The following is a 22,036-nucleotide window of genomic DNA, read 5'->3' as shown; positions in this document are numbered from 1 at the left end:
GCGCGCTCCCCCCCCCCACGGGGCTGCCCCGCCCGTCCGGGGGGGGTGGTGCGCCGGCGGTCCGCGGACCGCCGGCGCACCTTCGCGGTACGCGGGGTGCGGTTGCCAACGATGTGGTGAGCTGTACGAGTGTCGGGGCTGGGACTTGTGCTGCACCCCACCCGTGATGTCACCGAGGTGGTCGGGATCATCGAACGGTGGGCGAAGCGTCACCGCAAGACGCTGATGGTGCGCGAGGAAGACCAGCACCGCGTCTCGTCCTGCATCGTGCCGGTGCCGGCGGACGAGGTCGCGAGCCGCGCCGACGCCTTGATCAGCATCGGCGGTGACGGCACCATGTTGGGCGCGCTGCGCTCCGCCGTCCTCGACCCGAAGCCGGTGCTCGGCGTACACCTGGGTCGTCTGGGTTTTCTCGTCGAGATCGAGCCGCCCGACCTGCCGGAGGCGCTGAGCCGGTTGTTGTCGAAGGAGTTCACCGTCGAGTCGCACGCCTGCCTCGCCTGCGACGTGTGTGGCGACGACGTGGTGGCGTTCAACGACATCGCGTTGGTCCGCCAGCCGGGTGCCGGCTTCGTCAGCGTCACGCTCGCCATCGACGGCCAGCAGTACGGCTACTACCGCAGCGACGCCGTGGTGGTCAGCACCCCGATCGGCTCCACGGCGTACAGCTACGCCGCCGGTGGTCCACTGGTCTCCCCGGCGGCGGACTCGGTGGTGATCACCCCGGCGGCGCCGATGGCCGGCATCTCCCGGGCGGTGGTGCTGTCCCCGGACGAGAAGATCCGGCTGGAGTTGCAGCCCAACTCGTCGCCGGTCGTGGTGGAGATGGACGGGTTGGTGTTCCGCGACGCGGCGACGGAAGGGACGGTCGACATCTCGTACCGCCGCGACGCCGGTCTGGTGGTCCGTTTCGACCCGCTGCGTTACCAGGAGCGCAACCAGTTGAAGATGACCCTGCTCGACCTGCCGTTCCTGCCCGAGCAGCTGCGCGAACTCCTTCCCGAGGAGCTGCGCCGTCGCGCCCAACAGGGGCTACCACCGCCGGCCGACCCCCCGCCCTGCTGAAACCGCACCCCTCAGCCCCGTTGATCATGAAGTTATTGCCATGACACGCCGCGGGGCATGGCGATAACTTCATGATCGACCGGGGGTCGGGGGGGCCGGGGCCGGGGGCGGGCGCGGGGTGGGGTTAGGACTGGATTAGGACCTTGTCTACCAGGGCCTTGGCTTCCTCCTGGATGCGCTTGAGGTGCTCCGGGCCCTGGAACGACTCGGCGTAGATCTTGTAGACGTCCTCCGTGCCGGACGGGCGGGCGGCGAACCAGCCGGATTCGGTGCTGACCTTGAGACCGCCGATCGCCGCGCCGTTGCCGGGCGCGGTCGTCAACGTCGCGGTGATCGGCTCACCGGCCAACTCGGTGGCGGTCACCTGCTCCGGGGAGAGCTTGCCGAGCACCGCCTTCTGCTCCCGGGTGGCCGGGGCGTCGATCCGGGCGTACGCGGGCGCGCCGAACCGCTCGGCCAGCTCCGCCCAGTGCTCGCTCGGGCTGCGCCCGGTGGTGGCCTGGATCTCGGCGGCCAGCAGGCAGAGCAGGATGCCGTCCTTGTCGGTGGTCCAGGTCGAGCCGTCGCGGCGCAGGAACGACGCCCCGGCGCTCTCCTCGCCACCGAAGCCGACCGCGCCGTCCAACAGGCCGGGCACGAACCACTTGAAGCCGACCGGCACCTCCAACAGCGGCCGACCCAGGTCGGCGGCAACCCGATCGATCATCGACGAGGAGACCAGGGTCTTGCCCACCGCAGCCGCCGGACCCCACTCGGTGCGGGTGCGGAACAGGTGCCGGATCGCCACCGCCAGGTAGTGGTTGGGGTTCAGCAGACCGGCGTCGGGGGTGACGATGCCGTGCCGGTCGGCGTCGGCGTCGTTGCCGGTGGAGATCTGGTAGTCGGCACGCGCGGCGATCAGCGACGCCATCGCGTTCGGCGAGGAGCAGTCCATCCGGATCTTGCCGTCGCCGTCCAGGGTCATGAACCGCCAGGTCGGGTCGACCGTCGGGTTGACCACGGTCAGGTCCAGACGGTGCCGCTCGGCGATCTCACCCCAGTACGCCACGCTCGCCCCGCCCAGCGGGTCCGCGCCGATCCGGATCCCCGCGTCACGGATGGCGTCGATGTCGATCGCCGCCGGCAGGTCGTCGACGTAGTTGGCGAGGAAGTCGTACTCCCCGGTGGTGTCGGCGGCCCGCGCCCGCGCGTGGGTGATCCTCCGGACCTCCTTGAGCCCGGCGGCGAGGATGGTGTTTGCCCGGTCCTGGATCCACCGGGTCACGTCGGTGTCGGCCGGCCCGCCGTTGGTGGGGTTGTACTTGAAACCGCCGTCGTCGGGCGGGTTGTGCGACGGGGTGATCACGATGCCGTCGGCGAGCCCGCTGGTGCGCCCCCGGTTGTGCGTGAGGATCGCGTGCGACAGCGCCGGGGTCGGGGTGTAGCCGTCGCGGCTGTCCACCAGCACGGTGACCCCGTTGGCGGCGAGCACCTCCAGGGCGTCCACCGCGGCCGGCGCGGAGAGCGCGTGGGTGTCCCGGGCGAGGAAGAGCGGCCCGTCCAGACCCTGCTCGCGTCGGTAGTCGCAGAGCGCCTGGGTGACCGCCAGGATGTGGTCGGAGTTGAACGCGTTGCGCAGGCTGGAGCCGCGGTGGCCGGAGGTGCCGAACGAGACCTGCTGCGCCGGGTCCGCGGGATCCGGATGTTCGGCGTAGTAGGCGGTCACCAGGCGCGGCACGTCGACCAGGTCGGCGGGCTCGGCGGGCTGGCCGGCACGGGGGTGGGTCACTGCGGGATCCTCCTCGGGGAGTGCGGGTCGGTCACGGCTCGACCTTCTGGCCCTTGCCGATCACCACGATGCCATTGTCGGAGACGGTGTAGCGCTGCCGGTCCTTTTCCAGGTCGACGCCGATCTCGGTGCCCTCCGGGACGAAGACGTTCTTGTCCAGGATGGCCCGCCGAACCACCGCGTGCCGGCCGATCTCGACGCCCTCCATCAGCACCGAGCCCTCGACGTGCGCCCAGGAATGGACCCGCACCTTCGGCGAGACGATCGAGTTCTCCACCAGCGAGCCGGAGATCACCACACCCGGGGAGACCATCGAGCCGACGGCCCGGCCGACCCGCTCACCCCACTGGTGGACGAACTTCGCCGGCGGCCACGGCGGCTGCTCGGTGTAGATCGGCCAGTCGAAGTTGTACATGTTGAAGACGGGGTGCACGTTGATCAGATCCATGTGCGCGTCGTAGAACGAGTCGAGCGTCCCCACGTCGCGCCAGTAGCCACGGTCGCGGTCGGTGCTGCCCGGCACCTCGTTGTCGCGGAAGTCGTAGACGTTCGCCTCGCCCCGCTCGACGAGCATCGGGATGATGCTGCCGCCCATGTCGTGCTTGCTGGTCTTGTCCTCGGCGTCGCGTTCGACCGCCTCGCAGAGCGCCCGCGTGGTGAACACGTAGTTGCCCATCGAGGCGTAGATCTCGTCCGGCGCGTCCGGCAGACCGACCGCGTCGGTGGGCTTCTCGCGGAACGCCCGGATCTTCCGGCCGTCCTCGCCGACCTCGATGACGCCGAACTGGTCGGCGGTCGACAGCGGCTGGCGGATGCCGGCGACGGTCACCGCGGCACCGGAGGCGATGTGGTCCTCCACCATCTGCCGCGGATCCATCCGGTAGATGTGGTCGGCGCCGAAGACGATGACGTAGTCGGGCTGCTCGTCGTTGATCAGGTTGAAGCTCTGGTAGATGGCGTCGGCCGAGCCGGCGAACCACCACGGGCCGCGACGTTGCTGTGCGGGCACCGGGGTGACGTAGTTGCCAAGCAGCGTGGACATCCGCCAGGTCTTGGTGATGTGCCGGTCGAGGGAGTGGGACTTGTACTGGGTCAGCACGACGATCTTGAGATAGCCGGCGTTGGCCAGGTTGGAGAGGACGAAGTCGACCATGCGGTACATCCCGCCGAACGGGACGGCCGGCTTGGCCCGGTCCGTGGTGAGTGGCATCAGGCGCTTGCCCTCCCCACCCGCCAGGACGATCGCGAGCACCTTGGCAGCCATGCCCCGACGCTATCCACCCGCGTCCCACTTCACCACTCGTACGGGGACTCTTCTGCACTAGGGTGCGGGGTCATGACGGAACCCACCCCGCTGCGCGTCGACCTGCTCACCCGCGAGTACCCGCCGGAGGTCTACGGCGGCGCGGGCGTGCACGTCGAGTACCTGGCCCGGGAGTTGCGCCACCTCGCCGACGTCCGGGTGCACTGCTTCGGCCTCGCGCGCACCGAGCCGGGGGTCACCGCGTACGCCGAACCGCCCGGCCTGACCGGCGCGAACGCCGCGCTGCGCACGATGGGCGTCGACCTGGAGATGGCCGCGGGCACCGCCGGCACCGACGTGGTGCACAGCCACACCTGGTACGCGAACCTGGCCGGTCACACCGCGAAGCTGCTGCACGGGGTGCCGCACGTGGTGACCGCGCACAGCCTGGAACCGCTGCGACCGTGGAAGGCCGAGCAGCTCGGCGGCGGCTACGCGCTCTCCTCCTGGATCGAGCGCACCGCGATGGAGGCCGCCGACGCGGTGATCGCGGTCAGCGCCGGGATGCGCACCGACGTGCTGACCGCGTACCCGAAGATCGACCCGGACCGGGTCCGGGTGGTCTACAACGGCATCGACACCATCCAGTACGCCCCGGATCAGGGCACCGACGTGCTCGACCGGCTCGGCGTCGACCCGTCCCGCCCGAGCGTGGTCTACGTGGGAAGGATCACCCGGCAGAAGGGGCTGCCCTACCTGCTGCGGGCCGCCCGGGAGCTGCCGGCGGACACCCAGCTCGTGCTGCTCGCCGGCGCGCCGGACACCGCCGAGATCGCCGCCGAGGTGGAGGAGCTGGTCGCCGAGCTGCGGGCCAACCGCTCCGGCGTGGTCTGGGTTGCCGAGATGCTGCCCAAGCCCGAGGTGATCCAGGTGCTCACCCACGCCACCGTCTTCGTCTGCCCGTCGGTCTACGAGCCGATGGGCATCGTCAACCTGGAGGCGATGGCCTGCGAGACGGCCGTGGTGGCGACCGCGACCGGCGGCATCCCCGAGGTGGTGGCCGACGACAAGACGGGCCTGCTGGTGCCGATCGAGCAGGCCACCGACGGCTCCGGCACGCCCCTGGACCCGGACCGTTTCGTGGCCGACCTGGCGGCGGCCATCAACACGCTGCTCGCCGACCCGGCGCGCACCGAACGGTTCGGCCTGGCCGGCCGGCGACGCGCGGTAGAGCACTTCTCCTGGGACGCCATCGCCCGGCAGACCCTGGAGGTCTACCGGTCCGTCGGCGCGGCCTGAGCAAGACGGCCCGAGCAGGACGACCCGAGCAGGACGACCTGAGCAGGACGGCGCGAGGAAGACGGCCTGAGGGAGACGGACGACGTGCGGCCTAGGGTGACCTGGATCAGCGACTCCTGATCGTCCTTACGGCTGACCGAGCGTCAGTCAGGGCCGTCGCCGCGCAGGCGGTCCCGGCAGAAGTCCCGGAAGGATCGCGGCGAGCGACCGGTCACGTCTACGACGGTCGACGTCGTCCGGTCCTCCGCGCCTGCCGCGATCGCCGTGTCCAGACTCGCGAGGAAACGCGCGAAGTCCGGCGGTAGACCGTTCGCGCGGTGCCGGGTGGCCAGGTCCGCAGCGTCGATCGCACGGTGCCGGACCGGCCGGCCGCCGACCTCGGTGAGGACGGCAGCGACGGCGTCGTAGCTCAGCGCCTCCGGTCCGGTGATGATGTGGTCGGTGTTGTGCGGCGTCGGGTCCGTGAGAGCCCGCACCGCCACCTCGGCGATGTCGGCGGGATCGACGAAGCCGACCCGGGCGGCGCCGGTGGCGCTGACGATCTCGCCGTGCTCGCGGGCGCTCACTGCGTACGGATGCTCACCCACGAAGTTCTCCATGAACCATGACGGCCGCAGTACCGCCCACTCCGGGAACAGCTCACCCAACCGTGTGTGCACCAGGCCCAGTCCGTGCTCGGCGGGCGGGACGGCTGAGGAGCTGAGCAGCACCACCCGGCGGACACCGGCGCGGGTTGCCCGCTCGAGGAAGGGCAGCATGACCGGCGCCGGGTCGACCTCGCCGACCGGGGGGATGGCGTAGATCGCCCGCACGCCGTCCAGGGTGTCGGGGTGGGTGCTCGGGTCGTACCAGTCGAAGCGGCATCCTCCGGTGGAGGGGCGTCGGCTGGCGATTCGGGTGGGGTGACCGCGTTCGGCAAGCTTGGCGGCGACGATACGGCCGGTGGTCCCGGTGCCACCGATGACCAGGATCATGAGCGCACCAGGCCGCCACCGAGCAACTCCTGTGCGGCGATCGGATCCCAGTAGTCGCGATAGTGCACGAGCTGCCCGTCCCTGATGGTCAGGACGGCGATGTAGCGCAGCTCGTACGGTTGGTCCGTGGCGACGACAAAACCGGAGGCGGTGAACTCGACGACGATGACCTCCGTATCCCTGGTCTCATGCACGATCAGATCTCGGATTTCGCGCACGTCGAGCAGGTCGGGGTAGTTGATCAGGTATTCGTGCAGCTCGGCGCGTCCGGCTACTCGGCGCGGCTGGCCCGGCGGTGCGAACGGGAGTTCCAGCACCGCATCGTCGGCGAACAGCGCGATGAACCCGGCCATGTCCTTGGCGAGCAGCAGCTCCATGCCGCGCTGGAACACCGCGGCGGGGTCGTTCGACATGATCGTCCTTTCGTGGTCCGGGACGGTCGCGATAGCATTCGGACCGCCGGTCCGCTTGAACTATACGGACCGACAGTCCGTTTGGCGAGAGGGGTGTCCGGTGCGGGCCGACGCGCAACGCAACAGGGAGTCGGTGCTGGCCGCCGCCGGGCGTCTCTTCGACGCCGCGACCGACCCCGATCAGGTGTCGATGGACGACATCGCCACCGCGGCCGGCGTCGGCAAGGGCACCCTGTTCCGGCGCTTCGGCGACCGGATCGGGCTCATCCGCGCCCTCTATGAGCAACGGGCACTGCGGTTACAGGACGCGCTCGCGGTGTCACCCACCCGGCCGCCGGCGGAGCAGGCCGTCGAACTGTTGCGGGCCATGCTGCGCTTCAAGCTCGACAACCGGGTGCTCACGCTGGCGCTGGAGAGCGCCGGGGGCGGCAGCCCGTACCGCAATGAGGCGTACGACCACTGGCACGCCCTGCTCGCCGACCTCGTCGCGGAAGCCCGCGGCCCGCAGGCGGCGGATTATCTGGCCCACGCCCTGCTCGCCGGCGTCCGCAGCGATCTGGTCGAGCACCTGCGCGACTGGCCCGAAGCGCGCTGGCACGAGGGGCTGAACGCGCTGGTCGGCTCGGTGCTCGGGGACGCCGGTCAATTCGGGCTCCCCACAGGTCACCGCGCTGACTGATTCCCCCGGACCGGCCCGCCACCATCCGCAGAGGAGACCAGGTGCCGGCCGTCAGGCGACGCCGAGGGTGGTGGCGAGCTGGACGATGCCGGCGGGCGCGTCGGCGGACCGCCACACGACGGTGACCAGCTTCGTACCCCCGGGCGGTCGTGCACCTCGCTGTGGGCGGTGCGTTCCGCGTCGAGCAACGTCCGACCAGCCCGAAGCATGTCGCCGGTTGAGGCGTATGCGCGGGCCACATCGAGGAGGTACGCGGCACGGTGCTCGGGCGGCAGCCACCGCCACTCCTCGCCGGCCACCAGCCGCTCGTGCCGAACCGTGGCCGTGGTGACGTCGCCAAGAGCCGCCTCGGCCACCACCCGGGCGGCCTCGACCACCGCCCGGCCGAGACACCCGCCGCCCAAGCCCGCGCCCCCGCAAGCCTGTCTACGAGCAGGTCGTCGATGACATCACGACGTCGATCCGAAGCGGCACCCTCAAGCCCGGCGACAAGCTGCCGACCATCGCTGAACTCGCCCGCCAGTACAACTCGTCCGACAACCCGATCAAGCGGGCTCTGTGGATCCTCGATGAGCGGGGTTGGATCGAGGTGCACCAGGGCAAGGGGTCGTTCGTGGCACCGAGCCTGCCCGCCTGACTCCGTTCGGCGCCGCCCGGCCTAGATCCACTCGGGTTTCAGGAAACCGTCGCATCCAGGTCGCGTCGAGACCGCGGTTTTCAGGAAGCTGTGTCGATCTTGACTCGGCTGTCTGGCAGCGGACTGACGGACGGACGGACGACGTGACCGGCGGTCAGTCGCCCGGGGTCGTCAGCGTCAGGGTTGGGAAGTACGTGCGGTATCGCGACCCGTCACGGGTCAGCAGGTTGTATCGGCACACGGCCGCATGCGCGCCGATGTAGAAGTCGGCAAGCGGCGACCGCTTCACACCGCCCAGTTGCCGGTACCGCGCATAGGCCTTGCCGGCGAGGAAGCCCGCCAGATAGGGAAGCTCCTCGCGGAGGAAGTCCCCCGCCGGCAATGCCTCGTCCAGCTCTTCGATGCGGTCGAAACGGACCGACACCTCGGCGTACACGATGGGGTTGATCACCAGGTTGCCCGCGTCGCGGGCCTCGGCGAGGGCCGTCCCGGACCACTCCGCCCACTTGGGGTCGTCGGTGAGGATGTCCAGCAGCACATTGGTGTCGACCAGGGTCGTCGTCGCGTCGGATGGACGCGCCGGCACTGCGCGAAGCCGATCACTCGCCACGCAGCAACTCCATCAGCTCCTCGGTGGACATGTGCTCGGTCTCCTTGGCGCTCCCCCGGCCCCGCATGTGGCGGACGAGACGCTCCCCGCGGGTGTCGGCACCGTGCACGCGAACGATGCGGAGGGCGCCACCCTCCTCGACAACATCGACCTCGTCGCCCTCATGCAGGTTGTACTGGGCCCGCAACGCCGCCGGAATGGTGACCTGGCCCTTGCTATTCAACCGCATCCCCGACCCCCTGTCACGTGTCACACATGATACGCGACACCGCTACTGACGCATCACACATGACGCATAGGCGCACCCCCGGCCGCACCGCGAAGATCCGGACAACTTCGGGGAAACTGCTGCGTCGACGGTGCCCTGAGGCAGCAACTTCCCCGAAAGTGCGCGGATCTTGCCGCGCGGTCCCTGGCGCGGGGCGGACCGGCAGGCTTGGCCGCGCGCGAACGGATCTCGCGCAGTAGGTTGGCGGGGTGACTGGACGGTTCCCGATCGAAGACGTCTCCCCCGTCGTCTCGTGCGGGCGATACCCGGCCAAGGCGGTGGTCGACGAACCGGTTCCGGTGTCGGCGCGCGCCTACCGGGAGGGGCACGACGCGCTGGGCTGCAACGTGGTGTGGGCCGGTCCGGACGGCGCGCGCCGACCGTTCACCCGGATGCGCCCCGGCGAGCCCGGCCAGGACCGCTGGCACGCCACCATCGCACCGGACGCCGTCGGCTCGTGGACCTTCTCCGTCGAGGCGTTCCAGGACCCGTACCTGACCTGGCAGAACGCGGTGACCAAGAAGATCGCCGCAGGTCAGGGGCCGGAGGACCTAACCAACGACCTGGCCGAGGGCGCGCGGGTGCTCGCCGCCGCCCGGGAGCTGGTGCCGGCCGCCGACCGGCCCCGGGTCGCCGACGCGCTCACCGCGCTGGTCGACACCGACCTGCCGCTGGCGCAGCGGGTCGACCCGGCGCTGGCCCTGGCCGACCTGCTCTGGGAGCACCCGGTGCGCGAGTTGGTCACCGCCGGTGACACGTACACCATCTGGGTGGACCGCAAGCGGGCGCTCTACTCGGCCTGGTACGAGTTCTTCCCCCGCTCCGAAGGGGCGGTGGGGGGGCGGTCCGGCACCTTCGCCACGGCCACGGACCGGCTGCCGGGGGTGGCCGCGATGGGCTTCGACGTGCTCTACCTGCCACCCATCCACCCGATCGGTCGGGTCAACCGCAAGGGCCGCAACAACGCGCTCACCGCCGGGCCGACCGATGTGGGCTCGCCGTGGGCGATCGGCGCCGCCGAGGGCGGGCACGACACGATCCACCCCGATCTGGGTACGCCTGCGGACTTCCGGGCCTTCATCCAGGCGGCGGCGGCGCAGGGCCTGGAGGTGGCGATGGACCTGGCGTTGCAGTGCGCGCCGGACCACCCGTGGGTCACCGAGCACCCGGAGTGGTTCACCACCCGGGCCGACGGCAGCATCGCGTACGCGGAGAACCCGCCGAAGAAGTACCAGGACATCTACCCGGTCAACTTCGACAACGACCCGGAGGGCATCCGGGCCGAGGTGCTGCGGGTGGTGTTGCACTGGGTCGGCGAGGGCATCCGGATCTTCCGGGTGGACAACCCGCACACCAAGCCGTTCGACTTCTGGCACTGGCTGATCGCCGAGGTGAAGGCGGTCGACCCGGACGTGCTGTTCCTGGCCGAGGCGTTCACCCGGCCCGCCATCATGCACGGCCTCGGCAAGATCGGCTTCACTCAGTCGTACACCTATTTCACCTGGCGCACAACGGCCGCCGAGATGCGGGCGTACTGCGAGGAGCTGATCGAGGCGGCCGACTACATGCGGCCGAACTTCTGGCCCAACACGCCGGACATCCTGCACGAGTCGTTGCAGCACGGCGGGCCGCCGATGTTCAAGATCCGGGCGGTGCTGGCCGCGCTGCTCTCCCCCTCCTGGGGCCTCTACGCCGGTTACGAGCTGTTCGAGCACGTGGCCCGGCCGGGCGCGGAGGAATACCTCAACAACGAGAAGTACGAGCTGCGCCCCCGGGACTGGTCCGCCGCCGAGGCGCAGGGCCGCTCGCTGGCACCGTTTCTGGCCACCCTCAATCGGGTACGCCACGACAACCCGGCCCTGCATCAACTACGCAACCTGGTCTTCCACGAGATCGACAACCCGGCGCTGCTCTGCTGGTCCAAGCACGACGCGGAGACCGGCAACACGGTCATCGTGATCTGCTCGTTCGACCCGCGTGCCGTGCAGTGGGGCAACACCACCCTCGACATGCCGGCGCTCGGCTTCGACTGGCACGAACGGTTCACCGTGTACGACGAGCTGACCGGCACCAGCTACGACTGGGGTCAGCGCAACGCGGTGCGGCTCGACCCGTACCTGCAACCCGCGCACGTGTTGACCGTGCGCCGCCCGACCCCACCGAAGATGCCGGAGCCCGCGGGCGCCGAGCCGGCGGACCTCACCGTCGCCGACGTGCCGGACGACCTCTCCGGCGGCACCGCACCGACAACTCCCGCACCGACAACTCCCGCACCGGCAGCTCCCGTACCGACTCCGCCCCGCCGGTCGGGACCGGTTCCAACCCCGCCGCGCCGAGCCGCCGCCCGCCCGGCCGCCCCCGCACCGACCGACGCCGCCCCGAAGGACGCCCGATGGACCAGCTGATCTCCGGCGCGACGCACGACCCGCACGCGCTGCTCGGCGCGCACCCCGCCGACTCGTCGACCACGATCCGCACCATGCGCCGGGGTGCCGGCGACGTCGTGCTGCTCGTCGGGGACGAGCGGTACCCGATGAAGCGGGTGCACGACGTGGGCGTCTTCGAGGCCCAGGTCGAGGGCACCGTGCTCGACTACCGGGTGGAGGTCGACGGCACCGCGCACGACGACCCGTACCGCTACCCGCCGACCCTCGGTGAGCTGGACCTGCACCTGATCCGCGAGGGCCGGCACGAGCGGCTGTGGGAGGCGCTCGGCGCCCGGGTCTTCGACGAGGGCGTCGCGTTCAGCGTCTGGGCGCCCAACGCCCGTGGGGTGCGGGTGATCGGCGACTTCACCGGCTGGGGGCCCGACGACGGCTGGCCGATGCGGTCGCTCGGCTCCAGCGGCGTGTGGGAGCTGTTCGTCCCCAACGCCCGGGTCGGGGCCCGGTACAAGTACCGGGTGCTCGGCGCGGACGGGCAGTGGCGGGACAAGGCCGACCCCCTGGCCGCGTACGCCGAGGTGCCGCCGGCCACCGCCTCGGTGGTGCACCACTCGACGTACCGGTGGAACGACGCGGACTGGCTGGCCCGGCGGGCCGGACGGCAGCCGCACCAGGAGCCGATGAGCGTCTACGAGGTGCACCTGGGCTCGTGGCGGCCCGGTCTGGGCTACCGCGAGCTGGCCGATCAACTCACCGCGTACGTCACCGAGCTGGGCTTCACGCACGTGGAGTTCCTGCCGGTGATGGAGCACCCGTTCGGCGGCTCCTGGGGTTACCAGGTGACCGGCTACTACGCGCCGACCTCCCGGTTCGGCGACCCCGACGATTTCCGCTTCCTGGTCGACCGGCTGCACGAGGCCGGCATCGGCGTACTCCTGGACTGGGTGCCCGCGCACTTCCCCAAGGACGAGTGGGCCCTCGCCCGTTTCGACGGCACCCCGCTCTACGAGCACTCCGACCCGCGACGCGGCGAGCACCCCGACTGGGGCACGTACGTCTTCGACTTCGGCCGCAACGAGGTCCGCAACTTCCTGGTCGCCAACGCGCTCTACTGGTGCGACCAGTTCCACGTCGACGGGCTGCGGGTCGACGCGGTCGCCTCGATGCTCTACCTGGACTACTCCCGCAACCACGGCGAGTGGGCCCCCAACCGGTACGGCGGCCGGGAGAACCTGGAGGCCATCGCGCTCATGCAGGAGGTGAACGCGACCGTCTACAAGCACCACGCCGGGGTCGTCATGATCGCCGAGGAGTCCACCGCCTGGCCGGGCGTCACCCGCTCCACGGCCGAGGGCGGGCTGGGCTTCGGGTTCAAGTGGAACATGGGGTGGATGCACGACACCCTGCTCTACACCTCGAAGGACCCGATCTACCGCCAGCACCACCACCACCAGCTCACCTTCTCCCTGGCGTACGCCTGGAGCGAGAACTACGTGCTGCCGATCAGCCACGACGAGGTGGTGCACGGCAAGGGCTCACTCGCCGGCAAGATGCCCGGCGACACCTGGCAACGGCTGGCGAACGTGCGGGCGCTACTGGCGTACATGTGGGCGCACCCCGGCAAGCAGCTGCTCTTCATGGGCTCCGAGCTGGCCGACGACCGGGAGTGGAGCGAGGAACGCGGCCTCGACTGGTACCTGCTGCACGACCCGGCCCGCGCCGGCGTGCAACGGCTCGTCGGCGACCTCAACCGGGTCTACCGGGACACCCCGGCGCTGTGGGCTCAGGACACCGAACCGGCCGGGTTCCGCTGGATTGCCGGCGACGACGTCGCCAACAACACCGTGTCGTTCGTCCGGATCGCCCCGGACGGCTCCACGCTGGTGTGCGTGGCGAACTTCTCCGCCCAGCCGCTGCACGACTACCGGATCGGGCTTCCGGCCGGCGGGACGTGGCAGGAGGTCCTCAACACCGACGCGCACCACTACGGCGGGTCGGGGGTGGGCAACCTGGGCGAGGTACGGGCCGAGGACGTGCCCTGGCACGGGATGGTGGCGTCGGCGGCGCTCCAGGTCCCGCCGCTGGGCGTCGTCTGGCTCCGCCAGGGCTGACCAGGCCCACGGGGCGGCAGCTGGCCGCCCGAGGGCTACCGGTCAGACCAGGCCGGCGTCGCGAAGCAGTTGCCACAGGCCGGCGCCGTCCGGCGCGGACAGCCACTTCTGCCCCACCGGCCCCGACGACGGGCGGCCGGCCGGGGCGGGCAGGCTACCGGCCAGCACCGACTGGGTCGGGGAGAGCCGGCGGATCGCCACCCCGGCGACGTTCTCCGGGTGGGCGGCGGCGAACTCCCGGTAGATCTCCTGGTCGTGCTGGCCGTCGTCGCCGACCAGCAGCCAGCGCACGTCGGGGAACTCCCGGGCCAGCCGGGCCAGGGTCACCCGCTTGTGTTCCATGCCGCTGCGGAACCAGCGGTCGGCGGTCGGGCCCCAGTCGGTGAGCAGCAGCGGCCCGGCCGGGTAGAGGTGTCGGGACAGGAAGCGGGTCAGCGTGGGCGCCACGTTCCACGCGCCGGTGGAGAGGTAGAAGACCGGCGCGCCGGGGTGAGCGGTGACCAGCCGTTCGTAGAGCACCGCCATGCCGGGGACGGCCGCGCGGGCGTGCTCGTCGAGCACGAACGTGTTCCACGCGGCGAGCAACGGCCGGGGCAGCGCGGTGACCATCACCGTGTCGTCGATGTCGGAGAGGATCCCGAACTTCACGTCCGGGTCGAGGATGCGCACCGGCGCGTCGACCGGTTCGGCGTCGGGGACGCTGAGCCGGACCATGCCCCAACCGGGCGGCAGGTCGGCCTCGACCAGCGTGTCGACGAAACCGCTGCGGTCGGCCTGCGTCTCGTGGCGCACCCCGCCGGCCTCGATGGTCACCGTGACGTGCTTGGCGGGCAGCGTGGTGAAGCTGCGCCAACCGCGAACCTTGTCCAACCTGCCCCGCTGGCGGGTGTCCGGACGGCCCAACAGCACCCGACACATCACCCGCACCCAACCCGGCGCGCCATAGCCGGTGTACGCGACGATGTTGACCCGCCAGCCGGTCCGCCGCAGCCGACGCTCGACGAGCTGGTGCACGGCGTCCTCGATGCGCGCAGCCCGGTGCAGGTTCGGAACGGCCAGTTGGCCGGCGGGAGTGGGTGGCACGCGCCAACCCTGCCACACGTCGACATCCACGGCCACGCGAGTCAGCCCGGCTGCGCCGATCCACCTCGGCGGGCCAACCGAACGTGAAACACTCCGGTCGGGACGACGACGGGGGCGTTGGTCGTGTCGCATGCAGAGCAGCACCGTGGGCGATGGCGTCCGCGACTCGACCGGCCGGCGCTCGTCGCGCTCGTGTTCGGGCTCGCCGGTGTCGTCTACCGGCTGGTCCTGACGCTGTTCACGGTGCCGGTGTCGAACAGCGACGAGGCGACCTTCGGCCTCGCCGCGCTGCACATCGGCCAGGGCCGGGAACGCCCGGTCTTCCTGTACGGCCAGCACTACATGGGGATGTTGGAGTCGTACCTGGCCGCTCCCCTGGTGGCGCTGGCCGGGCCGAGCTGGCCGGTGCTGCGGTTACCGATGCTCGCGCTGTACGCGGTCTTCCTCTACCTGATCCACCGGTTGACCCGCCGGCTCTGCACGCCGTGGTTCGCGGCCTTCGTGGTGGGCCTGCTGGCGCTCGGGCCGGAGCGGGTGGTGCGCGACCAGCTCACCGTCGTCGGCGGGCGGCCGGAGGTGAAGCCGGCGGTGCTGCTGATGCTGCTGATCACCGTGGGGTTGGCCGCCGGCACGGTGCACCGCCGACGGCTCGCGATCGGGCTGTTCGGGTTGCTCGTCGGGCTGGCCGCCTGGTCGGACTGGCTGATCCTGCCGTACCTCGCGGTGGCCGGGCTGGCCCTGGTGTGGGCGGTCCGGCGGGAGCTGCTGGGCTGGGCCGGCCTGCTGCTGGTGGCGGGCGTGGTCGTCGGCGTGGCCCCGATGATCGTCGACAACCTGCGGGCCGGGCCCGGTGACGACTCGCTGTCGGTGTTCCGGGCGGTCAGCACCAAGGCCGGGCCGCTGCCGTCGTGGTCCGACCGGATCCGGGGCGGCCTGCTGGAAGGAGTGCCACTGGCGCACGGGCTCTGCCCGGTGGACGGCTGCGGACGGTGGCAGCAGTGGTTCGGCGTGCTGTATCCGGTGCTGCTGGTGGGCGGCGCGGCACTCGCGGTGCTCGCGTACCGCCGCGCGGCGGGGGCGCCGCGCGGGGAGCGGGTCGGGCCGGTCGTGCAGCTCGCCCTGGTCGTCGGCGCCGCGTTGACCCTGCTGTCGTACGTGCGTAGCCCGCTCGCCGCGACCAGTCCGCTGGACAACGCCCGCTACCTGTCGGTGCTGCAACTGTCGCTGCCGGCGGTGCTCTGGCCGCTCTGGGTGGCGGCGGTGGCCTGCTGGCGGGGCACCGTCGGCGCGCTCGGGCGGTTCACCGGCGCGCTGTCCACCGCCGTGCTGGCCGCGCTGACCGTGACCGCCCTGGTGATCACCGTGCTCTTCGCGGCCACCGGCACCGCCGCGTCACGGACCGAGGAACGCCAGGCCCGGGAGTTGGCCGCCGCGCTGCGCGCCGACGGGCCCCACGAGGTGTACGGGGACTACTGGACCTGCAACCGGTTGATCTTCAATACCAACGAGACGGTGGTCTGCGGGGTGCTCGACGGGGACCTGTCCCCGGGGCAGAACCGCTACCGGCCGTACTGGCGGCAGGTGGGCCGGGCCGCGCGGCCGGGCTACGTGGTGGAGGCCGGCTCGCCGATGGACCGGCGGCTGCGCCGGCTGCTCGCCGACCGGGCCGACGCCGCGCTGGTGCGGGAGGTCGGCGGCTATCGCGTGTACCACCCGGACACCCCGGTGCGGCCCTGGCGGTAGGGCCTGGTCGTACGCTGGCCGGGCCGGCGCGTGGGGCGCCGCCGTTGCGCCCGACGAGGAGAACCATGCTCATCCTGCTGCCGCCCTCGGAGGGGAAGGCCGACGCCGGCACCGGACGGCGGTGGGCCCCGGACCGGCTCTCCCTGCCCGAGCTGAACCCGGCCCGCGAGCGGGTGCTGGACGCGCTGGTGACGTTGAGCGCCGGCCCGGACGAGGAGGCCGCGCTGGCGGCGCTCGGGCTCAGCGAGGGCCAGCGGGGCGAGCTGCGGCGCAACGCCCGACTGCGGGAGGCGGCCACCGCGCCGGCGGAGCGGCTCTACACCGGGGTGCTCTACGAGGCGTTGGACCTGGCCTCGTTGCCGGCGGCGGCGCAACGGGCGGCCCGCCGGACGATCCTGATCAGCTCCGGGCTGTGGGGTGCGGTCCGCCTGGCCGACCGGATCCCGCCGTACCGCTGCCCGATCGGCGCCCGCCTACCCGGCGTCGGGGCGCTGTCGGCGTACTGGCGCAGGGAGCTGACGCCGGCGGTGGAGGCCGCCGCCGGACGCGGCCCGGTGCTGGACCTACGCTCCGGCGCGTACGCGGCCACCTGGACGCCGCGCGGGGAGTTGGCCGAGCGGACGGTCACCGTACGGGTGCTGCACGAGCGGGAGGTCGACGGCGTGCCGGTCCGCTCGGTGGTCAGCCACTTCAACAAGGCGACGAAGGGGCGACTGGTCCGGGACCTGCTCGTCGCCGGCGCCCGGCCGCGCACCGCCGCGCAACTGGTGGGCGCGCTGCGGGAGCTGAAGCACACCGTGGTGGAGCAGGCCAGCGCGTCCGGCCGGGTGCGGCAGGTGGACCTGGTGGTCACCGACCTGTAGGGGCGGGGCAGATCCGGGCAGCCGCAAGATTTGCTCAAGGCTGGGCCGCACCGGTTCCGTAACGGCGACGCAGGGGCCACGGTAGGAAAACCCAGACTCCGACAAGGGAGCCTCCGTTGACCCGCGAACCCGCCCTGCTCGACCGGCCCCGCCCGCCAACGCCACCACCCCCGCTGGGCTGGCTGACACTGGGAGACGCGTTCGAGGCCGCCTGCCTGCTGCGCTGCACACCGCCGCCGACCGCGGCCCGGCCGAGCACCGCCCGGCCGAGCGGCGCCGCCGCGCACACGCCAGGGGTGGAGTTCAACCGGGAGGACGCCGCGCAGCGGATGCGGCAACTGCTCGCCCGGCTGGACATCCCGGTCACCCACGAGGTGGCCGTCGGCGGTCTGCGCCGCCGCTACGAGTTGCACCGGCTCTGGGTGCCCCGAAAGCACCAGGGGGCGTACACCCGGATGTTGGACGCGGGCTGGTGGCAGGGGCGGCGCGAGCTGCTCGGCGGGCCGCTGCCCGGCGCCTCGCCGGCCCGCCGACGGTTGGTGACCCGGCTGGCGGAGGCGGCCTGGCGTTCGGCGTTGCTGGCCGCCGGGCGGCACGTCCGCCGGCACATCCTCGGCGTACGGCTCACCGACCGCGAACTGGCCGCGGTGCTGATTCGGGGCGCGGCCGTGCTCGACGTGCCGGCCCGGCTCCGTCCGGGCACCGGCTGCTTCCTGGTCAGCGTGGCCGACGGGCCGGACCGGCAGCGGATCCTGAGCAGCGCCGCGTTGGAGCCGGCACGCGGCCCGGCGTCGGCACGCGGCCCGGTCGGGTCGTCGGCGCACGGCGCGGTGGTGCTGCCGGCGGGCCGTCCGGCCTGCTGATCGCAGCGTCGACCCGGCCCGCGCGGCGCCCGACCGACCCGGGCTTGCGCGCGCCGGCCCGACGGCGCACAGTGCACCGCGTGAGTCGTACCTCGTCCGGCTGGCCCGGCCTGCGCCGCACCGGGCCGGGCGCCCTGTTGGCGGTGTTGCTGATCACGAACCTGGCCGTCGCCAGCTGCCGGGACGCCCCGACCGAGCCGACGACGATCCGGATCGCCACCGGCAGCCCCACCGCTGTCTACTACGCGTTCGGGCAGTCCCTGGCCGCCATCCTCAACCGGGAACTGCCCCACGTCCGGGCCAGTGTGGTGATCACCGCCGCCTCGGCGGAGAACGTTCAGCTCGTCGGGTCCGGCGGGGCCGAGCTGGGCTTCACCCAGGCCGACGTGCTGCCCACCGGGCCGGCGGGCAGCCCGACGGTCAACGCGGTCGCCCGGGTCTACGACGACCAGCTGCACCTGGTCACCACGAGCGGCGGCCCGGTCCGCACGGTCGCCGACCTGCGGGGCCGGCGGATCTCGGTAGGCGCGGCCGGATCGGGTACCGAGATCACCGCGACCCGGCTGCTGGAGGTGGCCCGCCTCGGTGGCGACGAGGTACGCCGCGAGCGGCTCGGCCTGGACGATTCGGTGGCTGCGCTGCGGACCGGGCGGATCGACGCGTTCTTCTTCTCCGGCGGGTTGCCGGTGCGGGGCATCGAGGAGCTGGCCGAGGACAGCGCCATCCGGATCGTCGACCTCAACGAGTGGACCGAGCCGCTGCGCTCCCGCTACGGCCAGGTCTACGTCTCCCGGGACATCCCCCGCTCGGTGTACGGGGTGGACGCGGTGACCACGGTGGCCGACCCGAACTACCTCATCGTCCGGGCCAACCTGCCGGAGTCGTTGGTCCGTGAGGTGACCCGGCTGCTGATGGAACGCCGGGCCGAGTTGGCCGCCGCCCATCCGGCGGCGGGACGGATGAGCCCTCGCTCGGCCATCGTCACCGCGCCGCTGTCGCTGCACCCGGGGGCCGCCGCCTGGTACCGGGCGGCCAAACCGTGACGGCCGGGCGTCACCGCGCCGGAAAGGGCCGCAGGTCGGCGGCCGGTTCCTCCTCCACCGGATCCTCCGGGAGGGCCGGGGTCGGGAACCACAGCGCGGCGACCAGCCCCCGCGACCGCCCCGGACGCATGGTGAGCCGCCCGTCCGAGGCGTCCACCAGCACGGCGGCGATGGTCAGGCCGAGCCCCGCGCCGTCCACGTTCTGCGCGTCCGGCGCCCGCCAGAACCGCTCGGTCGCCTGGCCGAGCTGACTCTCGGTCATGCCGGGGCCGGAGTCGCGTACCTCCAGCGCCACCCCGCCGTCGCGACGGGCCACGGTCACCGTCACCGCCCCGCCCGCCCCGCTGAACTTCACCGCGTTGTCGATGAGCGCGTCGAGCGCCTGGTCGACGGCGGTCGGCACGGTCTGGGCGTACGCCGGGGCGTCGGTGGTGACCAGCCGCAACGCGACCGACCGGTGCCGGGCCAGCGGCGCCCAGGCGGCCACCCGGGAGGCGGCCACCGCGGCGGCGTCCACCGTGACGCGCTCGTTCTCCTCCCGTTCGGCACGGGCGAGGGTGAGCAGGGCGTCGAGCACCAACGCGAGCCGGTCGGTCTCCTCCAACGCCAGCCGATGCTCCGACCGACCGTCCGGGTCGGTGAGGCTGGGCCCCAACTCCTCCACCCGCAACCGCAGCGCGGTCAGCGGATTGCGCAGTTGGTGACTGGCGTGCGCGACGAAGGCACGCTGCCGGTCCATCACGTCGGACACCACGTCGGCCATGTGGTTGAAGCTGGCCGCGAGGCGACGCAGCTCCGGCGGGCCCAGCCGGTGCTGCACCCGGGCGCCCCGGTCGCCCTCGGCGATCTCGTGGGTGACCGCGTCCAGTTCGGTGACCGGGCGCAGCACCCAACCGGCCAGCCCGAACGCGGTGAGCACGCAGGCCAGCACGGCGAGCAGGCCGGCCAGGGTGAGCAGCAGCCACCAGGCGACGACAGCCCGGCGGATCGGGTCGGACGGGGTCACGATCACCACCGCGCCGAGCACCTCACCCCCGTCGTTGATCGGCACCGCCACCACCACCGGGTCGGTCGTCCAGGGCCAGACCGACTCGGGGGCGCTGCTCTGCTGCCCGGACAGCGCGATGTCCAGCACCGTCGCCGTCCCCGGGCCGGGCTGCCACCTCGGCGAGGAGACCGTGGTGTCGCGGTCCCGGTCGACGATCGCGGCGCCGATCGCGTACAGGTCGTCGTAGCTGGCCAGCTCGGACTCGATCGGGCCCGGCCCGCCGTCGCGCAACGCCGGACCGGCCAGCGAGGCGAACCGGGTGGCGTCGGCGAGCCGGTCGGCACGCACCCGTTCGGTCTCGCGGCTGGCCATGGTGGCGGCCAACGGCGTCTCCAACGCGATGAGGACGAGAACCATCAGCAGCAGGTAGCTGATCACCAGTCGACGACGCACGTCAGCTCCTCACGCGTCGCGCAGCCGGTAGCCGACGCCGCGTACGGTCTCCACCAGGCGGGCGTCGCCGAGCTTGCCGCGAAGCGACCCGACGTGCACCTCGACGGTGTGCCGGTCGGTCCAGGTGGTGCCCCAGGCGTCCAGCAGGATGCGATCGCGGGGCACCGCCACCCCGGGCTGGCGGGCCAGCGAGAGGAGCACGTCGAACTCCTTGCGGGTCAACGTGACCGCGCGGCCGTCCACGGTCACCGTTCGGGCGGCCACGTCGATGCGGACCGACCCGACCTCGATGAGGTGTCGCTCGGGCGCGGCGTTCGCGGCGCGGCGCAGCACCGCCTCGATCCGGGCCTGCAACTCCACCATCGAGAACGGCTTGACGACGTAGTCGTCCGCGCCGAGGCGCAGACCCAGCACCCGGTCGCGTTCCTCACCCCGGGCGGTCACCGCGATGATGCCGAGCTGGCTGCTGCGCCGACGCAGCTCCCGGCACAGGTCGGTGCCGTCCCCGTCGGGCAGGGTCAGGTCGAGCAGCACCAGGTCGCACGGGGCGGCGGAGAGCGCGGCGGCGACGGTGGCCGCGTGCTCGACCTCGTAGCCACGGCGGGTGAGGGCGGAGGACAGCGCGGCGGCCACCCGGCGGTCGTCCTCCACCAGCAGGATCCGCACCCGTGCCCCCGTCCCTCGCAGCGCTGTTCTGCGAATGGTGGCAGAAGCGCGCGCGCACCGGGAGGCCGCCCGCCCGCGCGGGGCGGGTTACCGGCCGAAGCCGCAGGTCACAGGCCGAAGACGTCGTCGGCGGTGGCGTCCCGAACGCCGTCGGTGAACCCGCGGAAGCCCGGGTCCTCGTGGCTGGCCGGCACGCTGGTGACGGTGACCCCGCCGGCCTGGGTGACCGCGTCGACCAGGGGCGGATAGTCGATCTCGGCATCCTGGAAGGCGTCGTCGTCCGCCTCGGCCAGGTTGATCACATGCTGTACGTCATCGGACGGGGTGTCCGGGTCCTCGGCCCACTCGCCGCCGGCCCGGTAGCACTCGTCGTACAGCGCGCGCTGGCTGTCGGTCCAGTCATCGTCGTAGCTCTGCATCGCCCATCCCTCCGCGGCCCTTGACCTGAGCATGCCCGGCGGGGGGCGACGGGCGCGGCGGTACCGGCGAAAACCGGGCGAGCGCGCCGACGCCGGCCCCGTAGGCTGCCGTGGTGATCTACAAACTGCTGTCGAGCACGGAATGGGACGACGCCCTCGCCGCCGGTGCCTTCGCCGGCTCCGCCGTGGACCGGCAGGACGGCTTCATCCACCTCTCCGGCGCCGACCAGGTGGTGGAGACGGCTCGGCGGCACTTCGCCGGGGCGACCGGGTTGACCCTGCTCAGCGTCGACGAGGAGCGACTGGGTGCGACGCTGCGGTGGGAGCCGTCGCGCGGCGGGCAGCTCTTCCCGCACGTGTACGGTCCGCTGCCGGTCGCCGCGGTGGTGGCGGCGCGGGCGTTGCCGGCGGACCTTCCGCCCGCCGACGCGGTGGCCGCCCTGCTGAGCTGACACCCGGCCGTG

The 22,036-nt window shown here is 72.2% G+C and carries 20 protein-coding genes and 1 pseudogene; 11 read left to right on the top strand and 10 right to left on the bottom strand.

The window, feature by feature from the left end; translation table 11 throughout:
• The first annotated feature begins 129 nt into the window (after positions 1-129).
• Positions 130-1,065, top strand: a complete 936-nt coding sequence (locus AB0J33_RS13665) for an NAD(+)/NADH kinase (protein ID WP_363613166.1) — start codon at positions 130-132, stop codon at positions 1,063-1,065.
• A 124-nt stretch (positions 1,066-1,189) separates the two neighbouring features.
• On the opposite strand, the gene pgm is transcribed toward AB0J33_RS13665, so the two are convergent.
• Positions 1,190-2,833: a phosphoglucomutase (alpha-D-glucose-1,6-bisphosphate-dependent) gene (pgm, locus tag AB0J33_RS13660; protein WP_363613164.1), complete on the bottom strand. Its 1,644-nt coding sequence runs from the start codon at positions 2,831-2,833 to the stop codon at positions 1,190-1,192.
• A gap of 31 nt (positions 2,834-2,864) precedes the next feature.
• Positions 2,865-4,097 carry a glucose-1-phosphate adenylyltransferase gene (glgC, locus tag AB0J33_RS13655; RefSeq protein ID WP_363613162.1) on the bottom strand — a complete coding sequence of 411 codons (1,233 nt, stop codon included), beginning with the start codon at positions 4,095-4,097 and terminating at the stop codon, positions 2,865-2,867.
• Positions 4,098-4,169: 72 nt separating this feature from the next.
• On the opposite strand from glgC, the gene glgA reads away from it, so the two are divergent.
• The gene (glgA, locus tag AB0J33_RS13650) at positions 4,170-5,375 is read left to right on the top strand and encodes a glycogen synthase (RefSeq protein ID WP_363613160.1); all 1,206 of its coding nucleotides are present in this window, start codon (positions 4,170-4,172) and stop codon (positions 5,373-5,375) included.
• 143 nt (positions 5,376-5,518) lie between these two features.
• Here the strand turns inward: glgA and AB0J33_RS13645 are convergent, their stop codons facing one another.
• Both AB0J33_RS13645 and AB0J33_RS13640 read right to left on the bottom strand, forming a co-directional pair.
• Positions 5,519-6,349 (bottom strand): NAD-dependent epimerase/dehydratase family protein, encoded by an 831-nt coding sequence (locus tag AB0J33_RS13645; RefSeq protein ID WP_363613158.1) that lies wholly within the window; start codon positions 6,347-6,349, stop codon positions 5,519-5,521.
• Positions 6,346-6,762 carry a nuclear transport factor 2 family protein gene (locus AB0J33_RS13640; protein WP_363613156.1) on the bottom strand — a complete coding sequence of 139 codons (417 nt, stop codon included), beginning with the start codon at positions 6,760-6,762 and terminating at the stop codon, positions 6,346-6,348. Before AB0J33_RS13640 ends, AB0J33_RS13645 begins: the two co-directional genes overlap by 4 nt.
• 100 nt (positions 6,763-6,862) lie before the next feature.
• Here AB0J33_RS13640 and AB0J33_RS13635 point away from each other — a divergent pair, with 100 nt between their 5' ends.
• Positions 6,863-7,441: a TetR/AcrR family transcriptional regulator gene (locus AB0J33_RS13635; RefSeq protein ID WP_363613154.1), complete on the top strand. Its 579-nt coding sequence runs from the start codon at positions 6,863-6,865 to the stop codon at positions 7,439-7,441.
• Positions 7,442-7,880: 439 nt separating this feature from the next.
• A pseudogene (locus AB0J33_RS13630) lies at positions 7,881-8,078 on the top strand (winged helix-turn-helix domain-containing protein); the annotation flags it as partial.
• A 154-nt stretch (positions 8,079-8,232) separates the two neighbouring features.
• On the opposite strand, the gene AB0J33_RS13625 reads toward AB0J33_RS13630, so the two are convergent.
• Complete coding sequence (locus AB0J33_RS13625) at positions 8,233-8,688, bottom strand: type II toxin-antitoxin system VapC family toxin (RefSeq protein ID WP_363613152.1); 456 nt, start codon at positions 8,686-8,688, stop codon at positions 8,233-8,235.
• Positions 8,678-8,917, bottom strand: a complete 240-nt coding sequence (locus AB0J33_RS13620) for an AbrB/MazE/SpoVT family DNA-binding domain-containing protein (protein ID WP_357065541.1) — start codon at positions 8,915-8,917, stop codon at positions 8,678-8,680. Before AB0J33_RS13620 ends, AB0J33_RS13625 begins: the two co-directional genes overlap by 11 nt.
• A gap of 248 nt (positions 8,918-9,165) precedes the next feature.
• Here AB0J33_RS13620 and AB0J33_RS13615 point away from each other — a divergent pair, with 248 nt between their 5' ends.
• On the top strand, positions 9,166-11,361 hold the full coding sequence (locus AB0J33_RS13615; protein WP_363613150.1) for a maltotransferase domain-containing protein: 2,196 nt from the start codon (positions 9,166-9,168) through the stop codon (positions 11,359-11,361).
• Positions 11,349-13,451, top strand: coding sequence for a 1,4-alpha-glucan branching protein GlgB (gene glgB / locus AB0J33_RS13610; protein WP_363613148.1), 2,103 nt, complete (start codon positions 11,349-11,351; stop codon positions 13,449-13,451). Before AB0J33_RS13615 ends, glgB begins: the two co-directional genes overlap by 13 nt.
• Before the next feature lie 42 nt (positions 13,452-13,493).
• On the opposite strand, the gene AB0J33_RS13605 is transcribed toward glgB, so the two are convergent.
• Positions 13,494-14,534, bottom strand: a complete 1,041-nt coding sequence (locus AB0J33_RS13605; RefSeq protein ID WP_363613146.1) for a phosphatase domain-containing protein — start codon at positions 14,532-14,534, stop codon at positions 13,494-13,496.
• 123 nt (positions 14,535-14,657) lie between these two features.
• Here AB0J33_RS13605 and AB0J33_RS13600 point away from each other — a divergent pair, with 123 nt between their 5' ends.
• The 4 genes from AB0J33_RS13600 to AB0J33_RS13585 all read left to right on the top strand — a co-directional run bounded on the left by AB0J33_RS13600 (position 14,658) and on the right by AB0J33_RS13585 (position 19,046).
• Complete coding sequence (locus tag AB0J33_RS13600; RefSeq protein ID WP_363613144.1) at positions 14,658-16,277, top strand: hypothetical protein; 1,620 nt, start codon at positions 14,658-14,660, stop codon at positions 16,275-16,277.
• 65 nt (positions 16,278-16,342) lie between these two features.
• Positions 16,343-17,140, top strand: coding sequence for a peroxide stress protein YaaA (gene yaaA, locus AB0J33_RS13595; protein ID WP_363613142.1), 798 nt, complete (start codon positions 16,343-16,345; stop codon positions 17,138-17,140).
• Between the two features lie 116 nt (positions 17,141-17,256).
• The gene (locus AB0J33_RS13590) at positions 17,257-18,003 is read left to right on the top strand and encodes a hypothetical protein (protein WP_363613140.1); all 747 of its coding nucleotides are present in this window, start codon (positions 17,257-17,259) and stop codon (positions 18,001-18,003) included.
• Between the two features lie 80 nt (positions 18,004-18,083).
• Positions 18,084-19,046: a TAXI family TRAP transporter solute-binding subunit gene (locus AB0J33_RS13585; RefSeq protein ID WP_363613138.1), complete on the top strand. Its 963-nt coding sequence runs from the start codon at positions 18,084-18,086 to the stop codon at positions 19,044-19,046.
• 10 nt (positions 19,047-19,056) lie between these two features.
• Here the strand turns inward: AB0J33_RS13585 and AB0J33_RS13580 are convergent, their stop codons facing one another.
• The 3 genes from AB0J33_RS13580 to AB0J33_RS13570 form a co-directional block, all read right to left on the bottom strand.
• Positions 19,057-20,487, bottom strand: a complete 1,431-nt coding sequence (locus AB0J33_RS13580) for a HAMP domain-containing sensor histidine kinase (protein WP_363613136.1) — start codon at positions 20,485-20,487, stop codon at positions 19,057-19,059.
• A 9-nt stretch (positions 20,488-20,496) separates the two neighbouring features.
• Positions 20,497-21,153: a response regulator transcription factor gene (locus AB0J33_RS13575; protein WP_363613134.1), complete on the bottom strand. Its 657-nt coding sequence runs from the start codon at positions 21,151-21,153 to the stop codon at positions 20,497-20,499.
• Positions 21,154-21,260: 107 nt separating this feature from the next.
• Positions 21,261-21,572, bottom strand: coding sequence for a hypothetical protein (locus tag AB0J33_RS13570; protein WP_269680093.1), 312 nt, complete (start codon positions 21,570-21,572; stop codon positions 21,261-21,263).
• A gap of 113 nt (positions 21,573-21,685) precedes the next feature.
• Here AB0J33_RS13570 and AB0J33_RS13565 point away from each other — a divergent pair, with 113 nt between their 5' ends.
• A complete protein-coding gene (locus tag AB0J33_RS13565; RefSeq protein ID WP_363613132.1) occupies positions 21,686-22,024 on the top strand; it encodes a DUF952 domain-containing protein in 339 nt (112 codons plus the stop codon).
• Positions 22,025-22,036 lie beyond the last annotated feature (12 nt).

The organism is Micromonospora sp. NPDC049645, from assembly GCF_040675155.1.
In the GTDB taxonomy this organism is placed as follows: Bacteria; Actinomycetota; Actinomycetes; order Mycobacteriales; family Micromonosporaceae; genus Micromonospora.
Note: the sequence above shows the minus strand (reverse complement) of the source record. Positions and strands in the feature narration are given on the sequence as shown.